This is a genomic window from Pseudomonas sp. GW821-FHT07G10, from assembly GCF_059418545.1.
Genome location: NZ_JBWKQB010000002.1, coordinates 513,892 through 533,055 on the forward strand (window position 1 = coordinate 513,892; position 19,164 = coordinate 533,055).

Annotated in this window: 17 protein-coding genes and 1 pseudogene; 10 read left to right on the forward strand and 8 right to left on the reverse strand. The window is 59.8% G+C overall.

The window, feature by feature from the left end; all coding sequences use genetic code 11:
* Positions 1-87 precede the first annotated feature (87 nt).
* Entirely contained in the window at positions 88-711 is a 624-nt protein-coding gene (locus tag AC07O1_RS05725; protein ID WP_494990707.1) for a C40 family peptidase, read from the reverse strand.
* A gap of 251 nt (positions 712-962) precedes the next feature.
* Between AC07O1_RS05725 and AC07O1_RS05730 the strand changes: the two genes are divergently transcribed.
* Both AC07O1_RS05730 and AC07O1_RS05735 read left to right on the forward strand, forming a co-directional pair.
* The gene (locus AC07O1_RS05730) at positions 963-1,382 is read left to right on the forward strand and encodes an NINE protein (RefSeq protein WP_494990706.1); all 420 of its coding nucleotides are present in this window, start codon (positions 963-965) and stop codon (positions 1,380-1,382) included.
* A gap of 134 nt (positions 1,383-1,516) precedes the next feature.
* Positions 1,517-1,624, forward strand: a pseudogene (locus AC07O1_RS05735) (GNAT family N-acetyltransferase); the annotation flags it as partial.
* 47 nt (positions 1,625-1,671) lie between these two features.
* Here the strand turns inward: AC07O1_RS05735 and AC07O1_RS05740 are convergent.
* From AC07O1_RS05740 to gshB, 7 genes are all read right to left on the reverse strand, one after another.
* Positions 1,672-2,943, reverse strand: coding sequence for a dihydroorotase (locus tag AC07O1_RS05740; RefSeq protein ID WP_495022729.1), 1,272 nt, complete (start codon positions 2,941-2,943; stop codon positions 1,672-1,674).
* Complete coding sequence (locus tag AC07O1_RS05745) at positions 2,940-3,944, reverse strand: aspartate carbamoyltransferase catalytic subunit (RefSeq protein ID WP_494990704.1); 1,005 nt, start codon at positions 3,942-3,944, stop codon at positions 2,940-2,942. Before AC07O1_RS05745 ends, AC07O1_RS05740 begins: the two co-directional genes overlap by 4 nt.
* 12 nt (positions 3,945-3,956) lie before the next feature.
* Entirely contained in the window at positions 3,957-4,463 is a 507-nt protein-coding gene (gene pyrR, locus AC07O1_RS05750; protein WP_495088169.1) for a bifunctional pyr operon transcriptional regulator/uracil phosphoribosyltransferase PyrR, read from the reverse strand.
* Positions 4,464-4,583: 120 nt separating this feature from the next.
* A complete protein-coding gene (gene ruvX, locus AC07O1_RS05755) occupies positions 4,584-5,024 on the reverse strand; it encodes a Holliday junction resolvase RuvX (protein ID WP_494990702.1) in 441 nt (146 codons plus the stop codon).
* On the reverse strand, positions 5,024-5,593 hold the full coding sequence (locus AC07O1_RS05760) for a YqgE/AlgH family protein (protein WP_495088192.1): 570 nt from the start codon (positions 5,591-5,593) through the stop codon (positions 5,024-5,026). The genes ruvX and AC07O1_RS05760 overlap by 1 nt, the downstream gene beginning before the upstream one ends.
* A 236-nt stretch (positions 5,594-5,829) precedes the next feature.
* A complete protein-coding gene (locus AC07O1_RS05765; RefSeq protein ID WP_495088170.1) occupies positions 5,830-6,729 on the reverse strand; it encodes an energy transducer TonB in 900 nt (299 codons plus the stop codon).
* Between the two features lie 77 nt (positions 6,730-6,806).
* Entirely contained in the window at positions 6,807-7,760 is a 954-nt protein-coding gene (gene gshB, locus AC07O1_RS05770; RefSeq protein WP_495088171.1) for a glutathione synthase, read from the reverse strand.
* A gap of 226 nt (positions 7,761-7,986) precedes the next feature.
* Between gshB and pilG the strand changes: the two genes are divergently transcribed.
* From pilG to AC07O1_RS05810, 8 genes are all read left to right on the forward strand, one after another.
* Positions 7,987-8,394, forward strand: a complete 408-nt coding sequence (gene pilG / locus AC07O1_RS05775) for a twitching motility response regulator PilG (protein ID WP_495088172.1) — start codon at positions 7,987-7,989, stop codon at positions 8,392-8,394.
* Positions 8,395-8,437: 43 nt separating this feature from the next.
* Entirely contained in the window at positions 8,438-8,815 is a 378-nt protein-coding gene (gene pilH / locus AC07O1_RS05780) for a twitching motility response regulator PilH (protein WP_495013104.1), read from the forward strand.
* 10 nt (positions 8,816-8,825) lie between these two features.
* The gene (locus tag AC07O1_RS05785) at positions 8,826-9,365 is read left to right on the forward strand and encodes a chemotaxis protein CheW (protein WP_495088173.1); all 540 of its coding nucleotides are present in this window, start codon (positions 8,826-8,828) and stop codon (positions 9,363-9,365) included.
* Between the two features lie 134 nt (positions 9,366-9,499).
* Entirely contained in the window at positions 9,500-11,560 is a 2,061-nt protein-coding gene (locus AC07O1_RS05790; protein WP_495088174.1) for a methyl-accepting chemotaxis protein, read from the forward strand.
* Between the two features lie 37 nt (positions 11,561-11,597).
* A complete protein-coding gene (locus tag AC07O1_RS05795; protein ID WP_495088175.1) occupies positions 11,598-17,555 on the forward strand; it encodes an Hpt domain-containing protein in 5,958 nt (1,985 codons plus the stop codon).
* A complete protein-coding gene (locus tag AC07O1_RS05800; protein WP_494990694.1) occupies positions 17,548-18,003 on the forward strand; it encodes a chemotaxis protein CheW in 456 nt (151 codons plus the stop codon). The genes AC07O1_RS05795 and AC07O1_RS05800 overlap by 8 nt, the downstream gene beginning before the upstream one ends.
* Before the next feature lie 73 nt (positions 18,004-18,076).
* Entirely contained in the window at positions 18,077-18,706 is a 630-nt protein-coding gene (locus AC07O1_RS05805; protein ID WP_495088193.1) for a nucleotidyltransferase domain-containing protein, read from the forward strand.
* Positions 18,669-19,103, forward strand: coding sequence for a hypothetical protein (locus AC07O1_RS05810; protein ID WP_495088176.1), 435 nt, complete (start codon positions 18,669-18,671; stop codon positions 19,101-19,103). Before AC07O1_RS05805 ends, AC07O1_RS05810 begins: the two co-directional genes overlap by 38 nt.
* Positions 19,104-19,164 lie beyond the last annotated feature (61 nt).

A 19,164-nucleotide genomic window follows, 5' to 3' on the forward strand; every position in this document is an offset into this window, starting at 1 on the left:
CGTCCGCTTTTTGAATGTGACGCAGAGCGTCACTGGCTGCATCCCCACGCTGGAGCGTGGGAACGATCTAAACTCGAAGGCTTCAAATCAACGCTGAACAATACGCATGGCGTTCGGGTCTTTCGGCAGTACCCGCTTGGCGACGACGTAGTGGCTTTCCCAGTACGGCTTCTTCAGTGTATCGATGGTCACCGACTTGCCGCGGCGTGGCGCATGGATGAAGCGGTCATTGCCCAGGTAGATGGCCACGTGGTTGACCTTGTGGCTCTTGATGTTGAAGAAGATCAGATCGCCTGGCTTGAGGTCCTTACGGTCGACTTTCTGTCCGTGACCGCTGGCCATGGCATTCGAGGTGCGTGGCAGATCGGCCTCGTCGACATCGGTGAACGCGTATTTCACCAGGCCGCTGCAATCGAAACCTTTACTTGGGCTGCTACCGCCCCAACGATAAGGAGTACCCAACACGTTCACGGCACGGCTCAACACGTTGCTGCTTTGCTTGGTCGCCATTGGCGGGACCTGAGTGGTGTCGGCCTTGCTCAGATGAATCGGGTGTTTTACAGAATGTTTGTGTTTAGTGGTGGCTAGTGAAACGTGGGATTTCGGTGTGTGACCATTAACGTTTGGAAGACGTTGCTCACGATTGGTGGCGTGGGCGGCCAGTGGCATTAATAGGCAAATGGTTAGCCATGTCTTGAAAAATGGACGCATAAGGCAAGGCTCTATGTAGGTAAGCGCGCAACTTTATAACAGCTTTTTGGGCCTTTTTAAGGCCGCTGGTCGATTCAACCTGGGGGTCAAGTTCGGCAAATATGCGGTAAATTGGCGCAACTGTCCGACACAAGTCAGGCGCTACAAGGCTTTGCGCCGACTGCAAGGTCGATGAGCCACACGTCGGCTCGACACAAAAAAGTCACAGAGCTACTAAAAAAATTTATCTATCACATCGAAAGAGGGAACCCATGAGCACCTATCGTCAGGATGTTTCGCCGCAGGACACCCACAGTAAGGTGATCGGTTACCTGCTCTGGATTTTCGGTTTTACCGGAGCGCATCGCTTCTATTACGGCAAGCCGGTGACCGGGACTCTCTGGTTTTTCACCTTCGGTTTGCTCGGGATTGGCTGGCTGATCGATTTGTTTCTGATTCCAGGAATGGATCGCGAAGCCGACCTGCGATTTACCGCAGGCCCGATCGAGTACAACGTCGCCTGGATCCTGCTGGCGTTCCTCGGTGTGTTCGGTTTGCATCGCATGTATCAGGGAAAATGGATCAGCGGGATTATTTACCTGCTGACCGGAGGGTTGTTCCTGATTGGTGTGCTGTATGACTTCTGGACGTTGAATGACCAGATTTCCATCAGGAATGCACAGCGTCGTTAAATGATCGTTCCCACGCTCGCGCGATGATCGTTCCCACGCTCTGCGTGGGAATGCAGCCCGTGGCGCTGCGCGTCACATTCAGGAGCGGACGCAGAGCGTCCAGTGAGGCATTCCCACGCGGAGCGTGGGAACGATCTTTATGGCCGGCGATTGGGGCAGGGGTTGAGAAGTGGTTAAGCGCGGAAAATCAGGCAAGTTCGGGGCAGGTCAAGACGTTGGTGGAGTGTCGTCAGAATTCCTGACGATGATCGTTCCCACGCGGGAGCGTGGGAACGATCATCGCGCGGTATCAGGCCTGGTAGCTGATCCGCCCGTCCACCAGCGTGTAACGCACGGCCGCTGGCAGGCTATGGCCGAGGAACGGGCAGTTTTCGCCTTTGGACAGCCAGGCCTCACCGGCAACCGTCGACGCGGCCGGATCGAACAGCACCAGGTCGGCAGGCGCGCCTGCCGCAAGCTTGCCAGCTGGCAGGCGCAGTGCGTTGGCCGGTCCGGCACTCAGGCGCGCCAATAGCGTTGGCAGATCCAGCAAACCATCTTCAACCAGGGTCATGGCCAATGGCAGCAGCAATTCGACACTGCTGATGCCCGGTTCGGTAGCACCGAACGGCGCCAGTTTGGCGTCCAGCTCATGGGGCTGGTGATGGCTGGAAATGGCCTGAACCACGCCAGACTTCACCGCCGCGCGCAGGCCATCGCGGTCGGCGCGGGTGCGCAGCGGTGGTTGCACGTGATACAGGCTGTTGAAATCGATCAGCGCTTCGTCCGTCAGAATCAATTGATACAGCGCTACATCGGCAGTCACCGGCAACCCGCGAGCCTGGGCCTGCGCGATCAGGGCCACGCCACGTGCGCTGGTCAGCTGGCTGAAGTGCGCGCGCACGCCGCTTTGCTCGACCAACAGCAGATCCCGGGCCAGAGCCACGGTTTCGGCGGTTTCCGGAATCCCCGGCAAACCCAGGAAGCTGGCGGTCGGGCCCTCGTGAGCCAGGCCGCCCTCTGCCAAATCATGATCCTGAGAGTGGAAAATCACCGTCAAATCGAAAGTCGCTGCGTATTCCAGCGCCCGGCACAGGGTGCGGGTGTTGCGGAAACTGTCCAGGCCGTTGCCAAACGCGACGCAGCCGGCATCGCGCAGGGCGATCAGCTCTGCCAGCTGCTCGCCTTCCAGGCCTTTGCTCAATGCGCCGATCGGGAAAACCTTGCAGTTGCCGGCTTCGCGAGCGCGGTCCAGGATCAGTTCGGCGACTGCCGAGGTATCGAGTACCGGTTTGGTCCGGGGCGGGCAGCACAGGCTGGTGACGCCACCGGCAGCGGCAGCGCGGGTTTCGCTGGCAATCGTGCCTTTGCGGCTGTAACCCGGCTCGCGCAGGGCGACATTCAGGTCGACGAGGCCGGGTGCGGCCACAAGGCCTTTGGCGTCGATGGTGTCGACGGCAACGAAACCGGCCGGAGCAGCGCCAAGGGCGACGATCTTGCAGGCTTCGACGTGGATATCGGTAACTTGATCCAGACCGCTGTCTGGATCGATGACGCGGGCGCCGAGTATGCTGAGCTTCACTGGGCGTTCTCCTGCTGGAATTGACGCTGGGCAGTTTGCCCGCTCATGGCCATGGACAGCACGGCCATACGTATTGCGATGCCATAGGTCACCTGGTTGAGGATCACCGAGTGCGGACCGTCGGCTACCGCCGATTCAATCTCCACTCCACGGTTGATCGGCCCCGGGTGCATGACGATGGCATCCGGCTTGGCGCCGGCCAGACGCGCGGTGGTCAGGCCGAACAAACGGTAGAACTCGCCTTCGCTCGGCAGCAAGCCGCCGGTCATGCGCTCGCGCTGCAGGCGCAGCATGATCACCACGTCGACGTCTTTCAGACCTTCGGTCATGTCGGTATAGACCTTCACGCCGTACTGCTCGATACCGATTGGCAGCAAGGTTTTCGGCGCGATCACGCGGATATCCGGGCATCCGAGGGTCTTCAGCGCGAGCATGTTCGAGCGCGCGACCCGCGAGTGCAGGATGTCGCCGACGATGGCCACCGAGAGGTTTTCAAAACCACCCTTGTGCCGACGGATGGTCAGCATGTCGAGCATGCCCTGGGTCGGGTGCGCGTGACGGCCGTCGCCACCGTTGATAATCGCCACCTGCGGGCATACGTGTTCGGCGATGAAGTGTGCTGCACCGGAATCGCCGTGGCGCACCACGAACATATCGGCAGCCATGGCTTCAAGGTTGCGCAGGGTGTCGAGCAGGGTTTCGCCTTTGCTCGCGGAGGAGGTTGACACGTTCAGCGTGATGACGTCCGCCGACAGCCGCTGGGCGGCCAGTTCGAAGGTGGTACGGGTGCGGGTGGAGTTCTCGAAGAACACGTTGCACACGGTTTTGCCGCGCAGCAACGGGACTTTTTTGACCGCCCGGGCGCCGACTTCAAGGAAGGAGTCAGCGGTGTCGAGGATTTCGGTCAGCAACTCGCGGCGCAAACCGTCGAGCGAGAGGAAGTGGCGCAGCTGGCCCTGATCATTGAGCTGCAGCGGGCGCTTGGTATTGAGAGGCGTCATCGCAATGGACTCTTAAAGGGCGAGATCTTGAAGTTCGAGTTGGAACGGCGCAGGGCCGGACAGCTTTACCCTTTCGTTTGCGGCAAGTGACAGCGTGGCGCCGACCACATTCGGTCGGATCGGCAGCTCGGCGGCGTTCAGATCCAGCAGGCAGACCAGCGTGACGCTGGCAGGGCGGCCGTAATCGAAAAGCTCGTTGAGCGCCGCGCGGATGGTCCGTCCGCTCATCAGCACATCGTCGATCAGCACCAGATGCTGGCCTTCGATCTCGAATGGCAGCTCGGATGGGCGCACTTGTGGGTGCAGGCCATTCTGGCTGAAGTCGTCGCGGTAGAAAGAGACATCCAGCGTGCCCAGTGGCGAATCGCTGCCCAGGGCTTCCAGCAAGGCCTGGGCAACCCAGACGCCGCCAGTACGAATGCCGATGTAGCGCGGCTCGCTGATGGCGCGTTGGGCCAGGTGGGCCTTGAGATCGATCGCCATCTGGCTGATCAGTTCGGTGGGGTTGGGCAGGCTCATGGTTGCTCCTTCATGGGCCCGAGCCGGGTTCTGCACAATGAGGCTCGGGTTGTAACTGCTTGGTTTGCGGCCAGGAGGCGCGTCGCTGATGACAGCCACACGTCTTCAGGATTCGACTTTTCAGGATTCGAACAGCGCTGCATTTTCGTCGAGCCAGCCTTGCAGCAGCAGGGCTGCGGCGATAGCGTCGACCGGGTTGTCGCGATAGCTGCCACGCTGGCCGCCGCGGGCCAGGCGTTCGCCCTTGGCCTCGAAGGTGGTCAGGCGTTCATCATGGGTATAGAAGGGCAGGTTGTAGCGGCCATTCAAGCGCCTGGCGAATTTCTCGGCACGCGCGCACATGTCGCTGGGCGTGCCATCCATGTTCAGCGGCAGGCCAACCACCACGGCGTCGGGCTTCCACTCTTTGATCAGTGCTTCGACCTGATTCCAGTCGGGAATGCCGTTCTGCGCCTTCAGGGTGCAGAGTTCACGGGCCTGGCCGGTAATCACCTGGCCGACGGCGACGCCGATCTGTTTGGTCCCGAAGTCGAAACCCAGCAGCAAACGCAATGCGGCCATCAGGCGTGCCCCGCCTGGCTGGTCAACAGGTTCAGGTTGATGCCCAATCGCTTGGCAGCTGCTTCCAGGCGCAGTTCGCTGCTGGTGTTGAACAGAATGTCAGCGTCGAACGGACAGGTCAGCCAGGCGTTTTCGGCCAGTTCGGCCTCCAGTTGCCCGGCGTCCCAGCCGGAGTAGCCGAGGGCGATCAGGCTTTTTGGCGGGCCAACGCCATCGGCGATGGCGAACAGCACATCCTGGGAAGTCGACAGCGCCAGGCCGTTGAGCTCCACCGTTGCCTGGTAGGTCGGACCGCTGGGGTGCAAGACAAACCCGCGGTCGGTCTGCACCGGGCCACCGGTAAAGATCGGCACGTGCTGGCAGAGCGGCGCAGGCTCGATGTCGGGGCGCAGCTGTTCGAGGATGTCCGCCAGGCTCAGGTCCTGTGGACGATTGATCACCAACCCCATGGCACCATTGGCAGTGTGCTCGACGATGTAGATCAAGGAATGCGCAAAGTTCGGGTCGGCCATGTGCGGCATGGCGATCAGGAAGTGATGCTTGAGGTAGCTGGGGCTGACGTTCTTCATGTGCGCTAGTGTGGCGTTGGCGGGGCGAGCTGACAAGCTGGGGATGCACAGGAAATGGTGAGCGGTACTCCCTCGTAGCAGCTGGCGAAGCCTGCGTTCGAGGACGCAGTCCTCGCAAAACCTGTGATCGCGATCCTTCTGGAAAAACGCGGTTTGGCCATTTACGACTGCTGCGCCCGAACGCGGACCGAGCCGAACGCAGGCTTCGCCAGCTGCTACAAAGAGCGTGCGCTTACCTAGTTACTCGACAACTTGTCCCCACGGGCAAACTTCCAGGTACGGATGATTTCCAGTCGGTCGATATCCGACAGGTCGCCGCTGAACGGTGCAAAAGGCGCAGCCAGGCGGACGATTCGCTGTGCTGCCTGATCCAGCAGCGGCTGACCTGAGGACTCCAGCACCAGCACTTCATACAGCGAACCGTCGCGGTTGATCGAGACCATCAGTCGCAAATTACCGTAGATCTGCTTGCGCCGGGCCTCGTCGGGATAGTTCAGGTTGCCGATGCGTTCGACCTTCTTGCGCCATTCGTCCTTATACCAGGCACCTTTGTCGTGCATGGTCGAAGCGGCGCTCAGGCGGTGGATGCGCGGGCGCTTGGCATACAACTGCTGTTCATTGGCAAGTTCGGCTTCCAGGCTGGAGATTTCGCTGGAGAGTTGTGAGCTGTCGAAACTCGGTGTGGCGACCTTGGGTTTGGGCTCGGTCTTGAGCTCTTCACGCGTGGTGGTGGTCTTCTTCGGTTTCGGCGTAATGGTGGCGACCGCAGCTTTCGGCGCGGCCTCCAGGACCTCGGCTTTCACTGAGGGCGGTGGCGTGACCTTTTTCACCGTGTTGTCCTGGAATGGCGCAACTTCGGTGGTTTTCGGGATTGCTTTTTTGTCCAGGGTGCCGCTGCCTTGCTGGTTGTCCTGGGCGAGGAAATCAGCCTTCTTCGGCTTGGTTTCGCTTTTGAAGGTGGCGAGAGTGATTTCCAGGGTTTTGCTGATCTGCCTGGGTTCGGCAAAGGTAAACCCCAGACCCAGGATCAGCGCCAGATGAATCAGCGCCGCGAGAAACAGGGTAAAGCCGAGGCGATCGGCCGCCCGCACGCCGCTGTTGGAGAGTTCGGGGGGTAGATCGGCGGGGAGTGTCATGTCAAGAAAACCAACATCGCGCGTTTCACAGGCGGCGCATGATAACGCAATGTTGGTTTGTGCTTGTGTGTTCTATATCAACGGGCTTTAAGCTTCAGATCGATGGCATCCATCAGCATTTCGCCGATTTTCGTGCCATAGGCGTTGTCGATCTCACGGATACAGGTCGGGCTGGTGACGTTGATTTCCGTCAGGTGCTCGCCAATCACGTCGAGGCCGACGAACAGCAGGCCTTTTTCACGCAGGGTCGGACCAACCTGAGCGGCAATCCAGCGATCCTTCTCCGTCAGCGGTCGCGCTTCGCCACGACCACCGGCCGCGAGGTTGCCGCGGGTTTCGCCGGCTGCCGGGATTCGCGCCAGGCAATACGGTACCGGCTCGCCATCGATCATCAGAATGCGTTTGTCGCCGTCCTTGATCGCCGGCAAATAGCCCTGAGCCATGATTTGCTGCTTGCCGTGCAGGGTCAGGGTTTCCAGAATGACCGAGAGGTTCGGGTGGCCGGCGGTGTGACGGAAGATCGATGCGCCGCCCATGCCGTCCAGCGGTTTGAGAATCACGTCACCGTGGTGGTCGGCGAACTCGCGCAAGATATCCGGGCGACGGCTGACCACGGTCGGCGGCGTGCACTGCGGGAACAGTGTGGCGAACAGCTTTTCATTACAGTCGCGCAGGCTTTGCGGCTTGTTCACCACTAACACACCGGCGCGTTCGGCTTGTTCCAGCAGGTAGGTGGAGTAGACGAACTCCATGTCGAACGGCGGATCCTTGCGCATCAGGATCACGTCCAGATCGCTCAGGGCGTTGTCGGTTTCGGCTTCCAGTTCGAACCATTTTTCCGGGTTGGCAAAAACTTTCAGGGGACGCATCCGCGCCCGCGCCTCACCGGCATCCTGGTAGAGGTCGCGCTGCTCCATATAGAACAGCGACCAGCCGCGCTCCTGGGCGGCAAGCAGCATGGCCAGCGAGCTATCCTTTTTATAGGAGATGCTGGCAATGGGGTCCATGACAATCCCGACGCGAACGCTCATGGGCAATATCCTCGATTCGGCAAGGCCGATATGGCTTGAAAAAGTGGCGTCAGAGTGGCGCTCGGCTTGTTCCCGGTCAAGGAAAAAACACCTCGCCGGTCGGCCGATAGATTGAAGCTTGCGACTGTGCTAAAAAGGCTCCCGAGCCCTTGAACATCAAGGGTTTCAAGTGCTGGTAACCGGTACACGGACAAAATCGATTCGCTGTGGCGATGGTAGAGCAGATATGGAACAGCATTCCAGCGCCTTGAAGGTCATGGTGATCGACGATTCGAAGACGATTCGCCGTACTGCCGAAACATTATTGAAGAACGTGGGTTGCGAAGTGATCACGGCGATCGATGGTTTCGATGCGCTGGCCAAGATTGCCGATAATCATCCCGCAATCATCTTCGTCGACATCATGATGCCGCGTCTGGATGGTTATCAAACCTGCGCCCTGATCAAGAACAACAGCGCGTTCAAGTCCACGCCAGTGATTATGCTGTCCTCCAAGGACGGTCTGTTCGACAAGGCCAAGGGTCGGATCGTCGGCTCTGACCAGTTTTTGACCAAGCCCTTCAGCAAGGAAGAACTGCTGAGCGCGATCAAGGCCCATGTGCCGGGTTTCGCTGCAGTAGAACAAGCACATTGACGTGCGGCCAGCGGGCCGCACGCCTATACCAATGGGGAAGACCATGGCACGTATTCTGATCGTCGATGACTCGCCGACCGAAATGTACAAACTGACTGGTATGTTGGAAAAGCACGGCCATGAAGTGTTAAAGGCTGAAAACGGCGCCGACGGTGTGGCCCTGGCCCGCCAGGAAAAGCCAGACGCCGTCCTGATGGACATCGTCATGCCGGGCCTCAACGGTTTTCAGGCGACCCGCCAGCTGACCAAGGACGCTGAAACCAGCCACATTCCGGTGATCATCATCACCACCAAGGATCAGGAAACCGACAAAGTCTGGGGTACCCGCCAGGGCGCCAAGGACTACCTGACCAAACCTGTGGATGAAGAAACCCTGATCAAGACCTTGAGCGCGGTTCTTGATAACAAGTCGGCCGGCTGACGGCGGTCGTATGACCGACTCGCAAACTGCTTTTGAGCTATTGCTGGATATCGACCAGCGCTGTCGCCTGCTGGCGGCGGATTTGCCGTCCCAGGAAACCCGCCAGCAGAGCTGGAGCGGGATTGGCTTTCGTATCGGCGAATGCTGGTACGTCGCGCCCATGGGTGAAGTCAGCGAGGTCCTGCATGAGCCGCGTTATACCGTGCTACCCGGGGTAAAACCCTGGGTCAAAGGTGTCGCCAATCTGCGCGGACGGCTGTTGCCAATCATGGATTTGTGCGGTTTCTTCGGACACGAGCTGTCGGCGTTGCGTAAACAGCGGCGAGTGCTGGTGGTCGAGCACAATGATGTGTTTGCCGGCTTGATGGTGGATGAGGTGTTCGGCATGCAGCACTTTGCGCAGGACAGTCTAGAGTCGGTGTCGTCGTACCCGCTGGAAGTCGCGATTGCACCGTACGTGAAGGGGCAGTTCCAGCGCGAGCAACTCTGGCAGGTCTTCAGCCCGTTCGCCCTGGCACAGTCGCCGGGCTTCATGGATGTAGCGCTGTAGGAGCGAGGCTTGCCCGCGATGAACGATAACGCGGTGAACCTGTAAAACCGCGCTGCCCATTTCGCGGGCAAGTCGGATCGCCGCACCGCTCGCTCCTACAGAAGGTGGGAATTCAGGTATTTAGGCGAGGACCGATGATAAAAGCAAATACAGGCAAATCAATGGAAGGGTCACGCAGCCGTTCGCAGATCATCGTGCTGTTCATCGCCCTGATCGTGTTCATCATGCTGCTATTCGCCAACTTCGCTTACCTCAACACTCAGTCCAACTACGACAAGCAGTACATCGGCCATGCCGGTGAATTGCGGGTGCTGTCCCAGCGTATCGCCAAGAACGCCACCGAGGCGGCGGCCGGCAAGGCGGCCGCATTCAAGCTGCTGAGCGATGCGCGCAATGATTTTGCGCAACGCTGGGGTTATCTGAAAAAAGGCGACCCGAGCACCGGTCTGCCGGGGGCGCCGCCGGACGTGCGCCCGGAAATGCGTGCGGTGCAGCTGGATTGGGAACGCTTGCTGAAGAACACCGATGCGATTCTTTCCAGCGAACAAACCGTGCTGTCCCTGCACCAGGTCGCGGCGACGCTGGCCGAGACCGTGCCGCAATTGCAGGTCGAGTACGAAAAAGTCGTGGAGATCCTGCTGCTGCGTGGGGCTCCTGCCAGTCAGGTGGCCATGGCCCAGCGTCAGTCGCTGTTGGCCGAACGCATTCTCGGTGCGGTGAACACCGTGCTTGCCGGTGACGATACCGCGGTGCAGGCCGCCGATGCCTTTGGTCGTGATGCGACGCGCTTTGGCCAGGTGCTCAACGGTATGCTCCAGGGCAATCCAGCGCTGAAAATCAGTCAGGTCGAGGACCTCGATGCTCGCGCACGTCTGACCGAGATCGCCGAGCTGTTCCAGTTCGTCTCGGGTTCAGTGGATGAAATCCTTGAAACCTCGCCCGAGCTGTTCAAAGTTCGTGAGTCAGCCAGCAACATTTTCAGTCTGTCGCAGACCCTGCTCGATGAAGCCTCGCTGCTGGCCACCGGCTTCGAGAACCTGGCGGGTGGGCGCTCGACCCATTCTGTCGGCGGTTACGTGCTGGGCTTGCTGGCGCTGACCTCGATCATCCTGATCGGTCTGGTGATGGTCCGGGAAACCAATCGCCAGTTGCGCGAGACGGCCGAGAAGAATGAACGCAATCAGAACGCGATCATGCGTCTGCTGGACGAAATCGAAGACCTGGCCGATGGCGACCTGACGGTGACCGCTTCGGTGACCGAGGACTTCACCGGCACCATCGCCGATTCGATCAACTACTCGGTCGATCAGCTGCGCGATCTGGTGGCAACCATCAACCTCACTGCCGGCCAGGTCGCTGCCGCGGTACAGGAAACCCAGGCGACGGCGATGCACCTGGCGCAAGCTTCCGAGCATCAGGCGCAGCAGATCTCCGAGGCATCGACGGCTATTAATGAAATGGCCCAGTCCATTGACCAGGTGTCGGCCAACGCGGCGGAATCCTCGGCAGTGGCCGAGCGTTCGGTGGAGATCGCCAACAAAGGCAACGAGGTGGTGCACAATACCATCCACGGCATGGACAACATTCGCGAGCAGATTCAGGACACCGCAAAACGCATCAAGCGTCTTGGCGAGTCTTCTCAGGAAATTGGCGATATTGTCAGCCTGATCGACGACATTGCCGATCAAACCAATATTCTGGCGCTCAACGCGGCTATTCAGGCCTCCATGGCCGGTGACGCCGGGCGTGGCTTTGCCGTGGTGGCCGATGAAGTGCAGCGGCTGGCCGAGCGCTCGTCGGCAGCGACCCGGCAGATCGAAAACCTGGTGCGGGCAATCCAGACTGACACCAACGAAGCGGTCATTTCCATGGAGCAGACCACCACCGAAGTGGTGCGTGGCGCCCGACTGGCTCAAGATGCAGGGGTTGCTCTGGAAGAAATCGAAGGCGTGTCGAAAACCCTCGCGGCTTTGATCCAGAGCATCTCCAATGCGGCGCAGCAGCAGACGTCCTCGGCGGGTCAGATTTCCTTGACGATGAACGTGATCCAGCAGATCACCACGCAAACGTCGTCCGGCTCGACCGCCACCGCCGAGAGCATCGGTAACCTGGCGAAAATGGCCAGCCAACTACGGCGCTCGGTGTCCGGCTTCACCTTGCCAGCCGCCATGGAGCGGGACGCGGATAACGCTTGATCAGTGCATGCCGGGTATGAAATTGACTGGAGTGGTTATGGTTGATCGGCACGACTATGTGGCCCTCGAATGGGTCAAGGGCGAGATTGCCGAAACGCTGAAGCAGGCCTTCCTTGCCCTGGACAGCATGGCCCTCGACACCCTGGTCGACGACCCGCAGGTGGCGTCCGCGTTCAACCAGTGCCTGGCGTGCATTCATCAGGTTCATGGCAGTCTGCAGCTGGTCGAGTTTTACGGCGCGGCCTTGCTTGCCGAAGAAATGGAAAAACTGGCGCTGGCTCTACAGCAGAACCGCGTCAGCCATCGCGATGAAGCCATCCGGCTGTTGCAGCAGTCGCTTGGTCAATTGCCCATCTACCTCGACCGCGTTCACAGCGTCCGCCGCGATTTGCCGCTGGTGGTGTTGCCATTGCTCAATGATCTGCGCAGCGCCCGCGGCGAAAGCCTGTTGTCGGAAACCAGTCTGTTCAGCCCGCAGTTACTGGACTTGCCAGCGCTGGACGAAGAAACCCTGGCGCTGCTCGAGCCGGCGGATCTGCCAAGTGTGCTGCGCACCTTGCGGCAAATGCTGCATGTGGCGGTTACCGGGCTGCTGCGCGAACAGGATGATCAAACCCACCTGGTTCATCTGGCCAAGGTCTTCGCCCGCCTTGAAGAGCTTTGCCGGAACGCGCCCCTGAGTCCGTTGTGGCAGGTCGCTTCGGCGCTGGTGGAGGGCATGCTCGCTGGCAGCATCGCCAACAGCCCGGCACTGCGCAGTTTGCTCAGAGACGCCGACAGGGAACTCAAGCGCTTGCTCGAACAAGGGATGGCCGGAATCAATCAGCCTGCCCCGCAAGAGCTGCTTAAAAGCCTGTTGTTCTATATTGCTAAAGCCGAACACCCCACCGGGCAGATGCAGACCATGAAAGAAAGTTACGGACTTGATGACGCGCTGCCTGACAGTGCCGTGGTCGATGCAGAGCGCGCACGTCTGGCAGGCCCGGACCGGGATGCCATGCGTTCGGTACTGGCCGCGTTGTGCGAAGAGTTGGTGCGGGTCAAGGAACGCCTGGACCTGTTCGTGCGCAGCGATCGCCAGCATGCCTCCGACCTGGACAGCCTGCTCGCGCCGTTGCGGCAAATTGCCGACACCCTGGCGGTGCTCGGTTTCGGCCAGCCGCGCAAGGTGATCATTGATCAACTGGCGGTAGTCCTGAGTCTGGCCCAAGGGCAGCGCCAACCCAATGATGCGATTCTCATGGATGTGGCCGGGGCCTTGCTGTACGTCGAGGCTACCCTGGCCGGAATGGTCGGTACGGTGGAGCCTGAGAGTCGCGAAGAAAGCCGGCTGCCGACCACCGACCTGACCCAGATTCACCAGTTGGTGATCAAGGAAGCGCGGATTTGTTTGCAGCAAGCCAAGGACATGATTGTCGACTTCATCGATGCCGGTTGGGATCGTCGGCGGCTGCAACCGTTGCCGGCGTTGGTGACCCAGGTTCGCGGTGCCCTGGCGATGATTCCGCTGAGTCGCGCGGCGAGTCTGCTGGAAGCCTGTAACGGCTTCATCCGTGAGCATTTGTTGGTCGATCGGATTAAGCCCGGCTGGCAGCAACTCGACAATCTGGCCGACGTCATCACCAGCGTCGAGTATTACCTGGAACGCTTGAGTGAAGACCCTCAGGCGCCTGGCGAACAGGTGCTGGACGTCGCCGAGGAGAGCCTGGCCGCGTTGGGTTATTTCCCGGCCCAGCTGCAAGTGCCGCTGCTCAATGATGTGCTCACCGCGCCTGAAGCCTTGGTGATGAACGATCTGCAAACGCTGGACAGCCCTGAAGTCGTGCAGTCCCTGGCCGACGTACTGGCCAGCCCGGTTTCCGTCCTCAACCCGCCAGCCCTGCATACGCCGGGCAGCTTGCTGCCACCGCCCGTCGGTGAGGCGCCGGTGGACGACGAGTTGCGGGAAGTCTTTCTCGAAGAGACCGACGAAGTCCTCGAGGTATTGCACGAATATTTGCCACGATGGTCGGCTGATCCCGACAACAAAGCCGTGTTGAGCGAACTGCGCCGTGCCTTCCACACGTTGAAAGGCAGCGGGCGAATGGTCCGGGCACTGGTGTTGGGCGAGCTGGCCTGGTCGGTGGAAAACCTGCTCAACCGGGTCCTGGAACACAGCGTCGAGCCAGGGTCGCAGGTGCAGCAACTGCTGGGCGAGGTGTTGCAACTGTTGCCCGAACTGGTCGGCGAGTTTGCCGCCAATGCCCAGCGCCAGCGTGATGATGTTGACCAGTTGGCCTTCCGTGCCCATGCGCTGAGCAAGGGCGATGAACAGGCCCCGGACGCCGTTGCGAAAGAACTGGAAGCACTCGATCCGCAGTTGCTGGAGATTTTCCGCAACGAAGCTGAAACCCATCTCGACAGCCTCAACCGCTTTCTCGATCAAGCCGCCGAACACATGCCGTTGCAGGCCAGCGATGAATTGCAGCGCGCGCTGCACACCCTCAAAGGCAGCGCGTACATGGCCGGCGTGTTGCCGATTGCCGAGCTGGCGACACCGCTTGATCAACTGGCCCGTGAATACAAAGCGCACCTGGTTGCGCTGGACCTGGATGAGGTCGAACTGTTGCTCGAAGCCGAAGGGTTGTTGCGCCGGGGTTTGACGCAACTGAAAACCGACCCGCTGGCTGACATCAATGGTGCGAAATCATTGATCGAACGTACCCAGACGCTACTCGCCGAACGCCTGCAAGCGCTCCTCAGCTCTCCGAACACGGGCCTTCGGATCAAGCGTGATCCGCAACTGGTCAGCAACTTTCTCGCCCAGGGCATGGACATCCTGCTGGATGCTGAAAACCTGTTGCGCCGTTGGCAGCAACATCCGGGTGAGCGTCAGGAACTCAGTGCCTTGCTGGATGAACTGACCACTTTGGGTGAAGGCGCGCATCTGGCTGACCTGCATCCGGTCGATGAGCTGTGCGAAGCCTTGCTCGACCTGTATGGCGCGGTGGAAGAGAGCAGCCTTGCAGTCAGCGAACGGTTTTTCCATGAGGCCGACAGTGCCCACGAAGCGTTGATCAGCATGCTTGATCAACTGGCTGCCGGCCAGGAAGTCAGCCCGCAGCCTGCGCGAGTGAAAGCCCTGCGCGATTTGCTCGATCAAAGCCTCGACCCGTCAGCCATGGGCCTGATCAGGAGCGATGGCAGTCGCTCGTTGAGTATTACCGAACTGAGCGCCGCCACCACTGAGCTGGAGAGGGCGCCGGTTGCCCTGGATCTGGATGACGAAATCGTCTCGATCTTTCTCGAAGAGGCGGTGGATATCCTCGACAGCGCCGGGCAAGCCTTGCAGCGTTGGCTGGATGAGCCCGATAACGCCGCGCCGCTATTGTCGTTGCAGCGCGACTTGCACACCCTCAAGGGCGGTGCGCGGATGGCCGAAGTCGGGCCGGTCGGTGACCTGGCCCATGAGCTGGAAAGTCTTTACGAAGGTTTGGTCGATCGCCGCTACAGCCACTCCAGCGAATTAGCGCAGCTGTTGCAGCAGAGCCATGACCGCTTGGCCGTGTTGCTTGAGCAACTGCACCATCAACAACTGCTGAGCGATCCGAGTGCCTTGATCGAGGCAATTCGCGAGTTCCGTCTGGGCAGTGTCCCGAGCGCTGAAGTGCTCGAAGTCGCGTCCCCGCCAGACTCGACGAGCAACGATCCCGAGTTGCTGGAAATCTTCCTCGAAGAAGGTTTCGATATCATCGACAGTTCCGGTGCCGCGTTGTTGCGCTGGCAAGCCGAGCCGCAAAACCGTCTTGAAGTGGAAACCCTGCTGCGCGACCTGCATACCCTCAAGGGCGGCGCGCGGATGGTCGAAATCGCACCGATTGGCGATCTGGCCCATGAGCTGGAGTTTCTTTACGAAGGTCTGTCGGCCGGCTTGCTGCAACCGACGGCGCAATTGTTCACGCTGTTGCAAAGCAGCCATGACCAGCTTGCACAAATGCTGGATGCCGCGCGGGCGGGCCAACAGGTGCTGTCGGCCGAGACATTGATCGAGGCAATCAGGGGCTTCACTCATCCTGTAGCGGGCGATCCGCAGTTGCAGGCTCTAACCGCCGAGGCCGCGCCACAAGCACAGGCTAAAGCCGAGTCACCAGTGATTTCGCCCGAAGCCGGCGCGGCCGGCGATATGGTCAAGGTGTCAGCCGAGCTGCTGGATGATCTGGTCAATCTGGCCGGGGAAACCTCTATCTTCCGTGGCCGCATCGAGCAACAGGTCAACGATGCCCAGGTAGCCCTGAGCGAGATGGAAACCACCATCGAGCGTATGCGCGACCAATTGCGTCGTCTGGACACCGAAACTCAGGGGCGGATTCTCAGCCGTCAGCAAGTCGAGGCCGAACGCCTGGGCTACGAAGAATTCGACCCGCTGGAAATGGACCGTCACTCACAGTTGCAACAGCTGTCTAGGGCGCTGTTCGAGTCGGCGTCCGACCTGCTCGACCTCAAGGAAACGCTTGACCGCTGCAACCATGACGCGGAAAACCTGTTGCAACAGCAGGGGCGGATCAACACCGAATTGCAGGAAGGTTTGATGCGTACGCGCATGGTGCCGTTTGAACGCATGGTGCCGCGGCTGAAGCGAATCGTCCGGCAGGTCGCCAGTGAGTTGGGCAAAGACGTCGAATTCATTGTCGGCAACGCCCAGGGCGAGATGGACCGCAACGTGCTTGAGCGCATGGTCGCGCCGCTGGAACACATGCTGCGTAATGCCGTCGACCATGGTCTGGAATCCGCCGAGGTGCGCCGTGCTGCCGGCAAGCCGGAGCAGGGCAGGATCACTCTGGATCTGGCTCACGAAGGTGGCGACATCATTTTCGACATACGCGACGATGGCGCCGGAGTGCCCCTCGAAGCGGTGCGGCGCAAGGCGATCAAACGCGGGCTGCTCGATCCGAATCTCGACATCAGCGACCGCGAAGTGCTGCAGTTCATCATGCAACCGGGGTTTTCCACCGCCGAAAAAATCACCCAGATCTCTGGTCGTGGCGTCGGTATGGACGTGGTCCACGAAGAAGTCCGGCAACTGGGCGGCAGCATGAGCATCGACTCGATCCCGGGACAGGGTGTGCACTTTCGCATTCGTCTGCCGTTTACCGTGTCGGTCAACCGCGCGCTGATGGTGCAGTGCGCCGACGACCAATACGCGATCCCGCTGAACACCATCGAAGGCATCGTTCGTGTGCTGCCCAACGAGCTGGACAGCTATTATCAACTCGACCCGCCGCTCTATGAGTACGCAGGCCAGCGCTATGAACTCTGCTACCTCGGTGAACTGCTACAGACCACGGTCAAACCGAAGCTGCTCGGCCAGAGCCTGCCGTTGCCGGTGCTGTTGGTGCATTGCAATGAGCGACGGATTGCGGTGCAGGTCGATGCCATGGCCGGCACCCGGGAAATCGTGGTGAAAAGCCTCGGCCCGCAGTTTGCCGCGGTGCAGGGGTTGTCCGGCGCGACCATCCTCGGCGATGGCCGGGTGGTGCTGATTCTTGACCTGCTGACACACATCCGCGCCACGCAGACACGCTTGCCGCAACTGCGTACTGCCAACGGCGGCGAGTTACCTGTGGTTGAGGCCGAACAGTTGCGGCCAATGCTGGTGCTGGTGGTCGATGACTCGGTCACCGTACGCAAGGTCACCAGCCGCCTGCTCGAACGTCACGGTATGAACGTGCTGACTGCCAAGGACGGTGTCGACGCCATGGCGCTGTTGGAAGAGCACACCCCTGACCTGATGTTGCTGGACATCGAAATGCCACGCATGGACGGTTTCGAAGTGGCGATGCAGGTCCGCAGCGACCCGCGCTTGCAGCACCTGCCGATCATCATGATCACCTCCCGCACCGGCCAGAAACACCGCGACCGCGCCATGGCCATCGGTGTCAACGACTACCTCGGCAAGCCGTATCAGGAATCGGTTTTGCTGGAGAGCATCGCCCACTGGAGTAAAACCCATGCTTGAGCACCGCACCAGCAACCTCACCGGGCTGCTGCTGCCCTTGGCCGACCGCAATCTGATCCTGCCCAACGTCGCCATCGCCGAACTGATCGACTACCAACCCGGGACCTTCGACCTCGACTCGCCGCCCTGGTACCTGGGCATGGTGACCTGGCGCGACCGGCAAATCCCGCTGCTCAGCTTCGAGTCCGCCTGCGGCAACAAAACCGTGATCGGCGACCGCGCACGCATCGTCGTGCTCAACGCCCTGGGCGGCCGCCCACAACTCAAATTCATTGCCTTGCTGGTTCAGGGGATACCACGCTCCTGCAAACTCGACAGCCAATTGAGCTACGTCGATGTGCCGCTCTGCCCCCTGGAAAAAGCCGCCGTACAGATCGCCGAGCAAGTGGCCAAGGTACCGGACTTGCTGGGGCTGGAAGAATTGCTGGTGGGAGCAGGGTTGGTTTGATCATTCGATCGTGACTTGATAAGTCCTAAAAAGGGACCTATCGTTCCCTTTTTAGGACTCGTTGGTTGTGGCCGTGCAAAGTCTATCTTTAAGTGACGCATTGTTTACCTCAACACAGCAAAAAGTGTTGGGTTTGCTGTTTGGCAAACCCGACCAAAGCTTTTATGCCAATCAGATCGCTCGTTGGGCGCAGGTCGGTAAGGGTAGCCTGATGCGCGAGTTGGAGAGGCTGCGGTTGGCCGGGGTGCTGAGCATGACGCACCAGGGCAACCAGACCCACTATCAAGCCAATCCTGATTGTCCTATTTATCAGGAACTGCTTGGCATTGCCCGTAAGACTTTCGGTATTGCCGAGCCACTGCGCATGGCATTGTCGCCGTTTGCAGCTCAACTGACATGGGCATTTGTCTACGGCTCCATCGCCAAAGATCAGGCGCACGCATCCAGTGACATAGATCTGATGTTGATCGGTGTGGGGCTGCACTACAGTGAAGTGATGGAGCGGTTGATGCCAATTGAAGAGCAATTGGGCCGCACCCTTAACCCGACGCTGTACACCCCTGAAGATTGGGCGAGCAAACTGGCGGCTGGTAACAGCTTTGTTCAGCGGGTAGCACAACAGGAAAAGATCAACCTGATGGGTGAGAAGCCTTTGGAGTCCAAGGATGGGCAGGAACGAAAACCTGGAGCACCTTCTACGTAGCGGCGGTCTGAAAGCCGAGCCACCCGATCGCAAGGAATGTGCAGGGCTGATGCGTTCAGCCATAGACCGCTTGAAGGATGCACAGGCATCACAACTCTCCTTCGCCAGTCGTTTTGATCTTGCTTATAACGCCGCCCACGCCATCGCGCTGACTGCCTTGCGTTTGTGTGGCTATCGCTCCGATAAACGTTATCTGGTGTTTCAGTGTCTGCTCCATACCGCCGATGTGAATAAAATCCAGGTCCGACTTTTCGCCTTGTGCCATGAGCGGCGTAATCTTGCGGAGTACGAGGGGTATATGAATGAGGACGAGGCTTTACTCGCTCAGTTACTGGAAAGCACTGCGCAGTTGCTGGCGCATGTGGAACAAACGATAACCATGCATTCATTACCCTGACCGTAACGATCCGTCTCTGTGCTTGATTGATGCTCCCCATCATTCGCTCCTAAGGTAGCTC

What these genes read in the sequence shown, in the direction of transcription:
- AC07O1_RS05725 (WP_494990707.1), bottom strand. Translation starts at nt 711, where the DNA reads ATGCGTCCATTTTTCAAGACATGGCTAACCATTTGCCTATTAATGCCA.
- AC07O1_RS05730 (WP_494990706.1), top strand. Translation starts at nt 963, where the DNA reads ATGAGCACCTATCGTCAGGATGTTTCGCCGCAGGACACCCACAGTAAG.
- AC07O1_RS05745 (WP_494990704.1), bottom strand. Translation starts at nt 3,944, where the DNA reads ATGACGCCTCTCAATACCAAGCGCCCGCTGCAGCTCAATGATCAGGGC.
- pyrR (WP_495088169.1), bottom strand. Translation starts at nt 4,463, where the DNA reads ATGAGCCTGCCCAACCCCACCGAACTGATCAGCCAGATGGCGATCGAT.
- ruvX (WP_494990702.1), bottom strand. Translation starts at nt 5,024, where the DNA reads ATGGCCGCATTGCGTTTGCTGCTGGGTTTCGACTTCGGGACCAAACAG.
- AC07O1_RS05760 (WP_495088192.1), bottom strand. Translation starts at nt 5,593, where the DNA reads ATGAAGAACGTCAGCCCCAGCTACCTCAAGCATCACTTCCTGATCGCC.
- AC07O1_RS05765 (WP_495088170.1), bottom strand. Translation starts at nt 6,729, where the DNA reads ATGACACTCCCCGCCGATCTACCCCCCGAACTCTCCAACAGCGGCGTG.
- gshB (WP_495088171.1), bottom strand. Translation starts at nt 7,760, where the DNA reads ATGAGCGTTCGCGTCGGGATTGTCATGGACCCCATTGCCAGCATCTCC.
- pilG (WP_495088172.1), top strand. Translation starts at nt 7,987, where the DNA reads ATGGAACAGCATTCCAGCGCCTTGAAGGTCATGGTGATCGACGATTCG.
- pilH (WP_495013104.1), top strand. Translation starts at nt 8,438, where the DNA reads ATGGCACGTATTCTGATCGTCGATGACTCGCCGACCGAAATGTACAAA.
- AC07O1_RS05785 (WP_495088173.1), top strand. Translation starts at nt 8,826, where the DNA reads ATGACCGACTCGCAAACTGCTTTTGAGCTATTGCTGGATATCGACCAG.
- AC07O1_RS05790 (WP_495088174.1), top strand. Translation starts at nt 9,500, where the DNA reads ATGATAAAAGCAAATACAGGCAAATCAATGGAAGGGTCACGCAGCCGT.
- AC07O1_RS05795 (WP_495088175.1), top strand. Translation starts at nt 11,598, where the DNA reads ATGGTTGATCGGCACGACTATGTGGCCCTCGAATGGGTCAAGGGCGAG.
- AC07O1_RS05800 (WP_494990694.1), top strand. Translation starts at nt 17,548, where the DNA reads ATGCTTGAGCACCGCACCAGCAACCTCACCGGGCTGCTGCTGCCCTTG.
- AC07O1_RS05810 (WP_495088176.1), top strand. Translation starts at nt 18,669, where the DNA reads ATGGGCAGGAACGAAAACCTGGAGCACCTTCTACGTAGCGGCGGTCTG.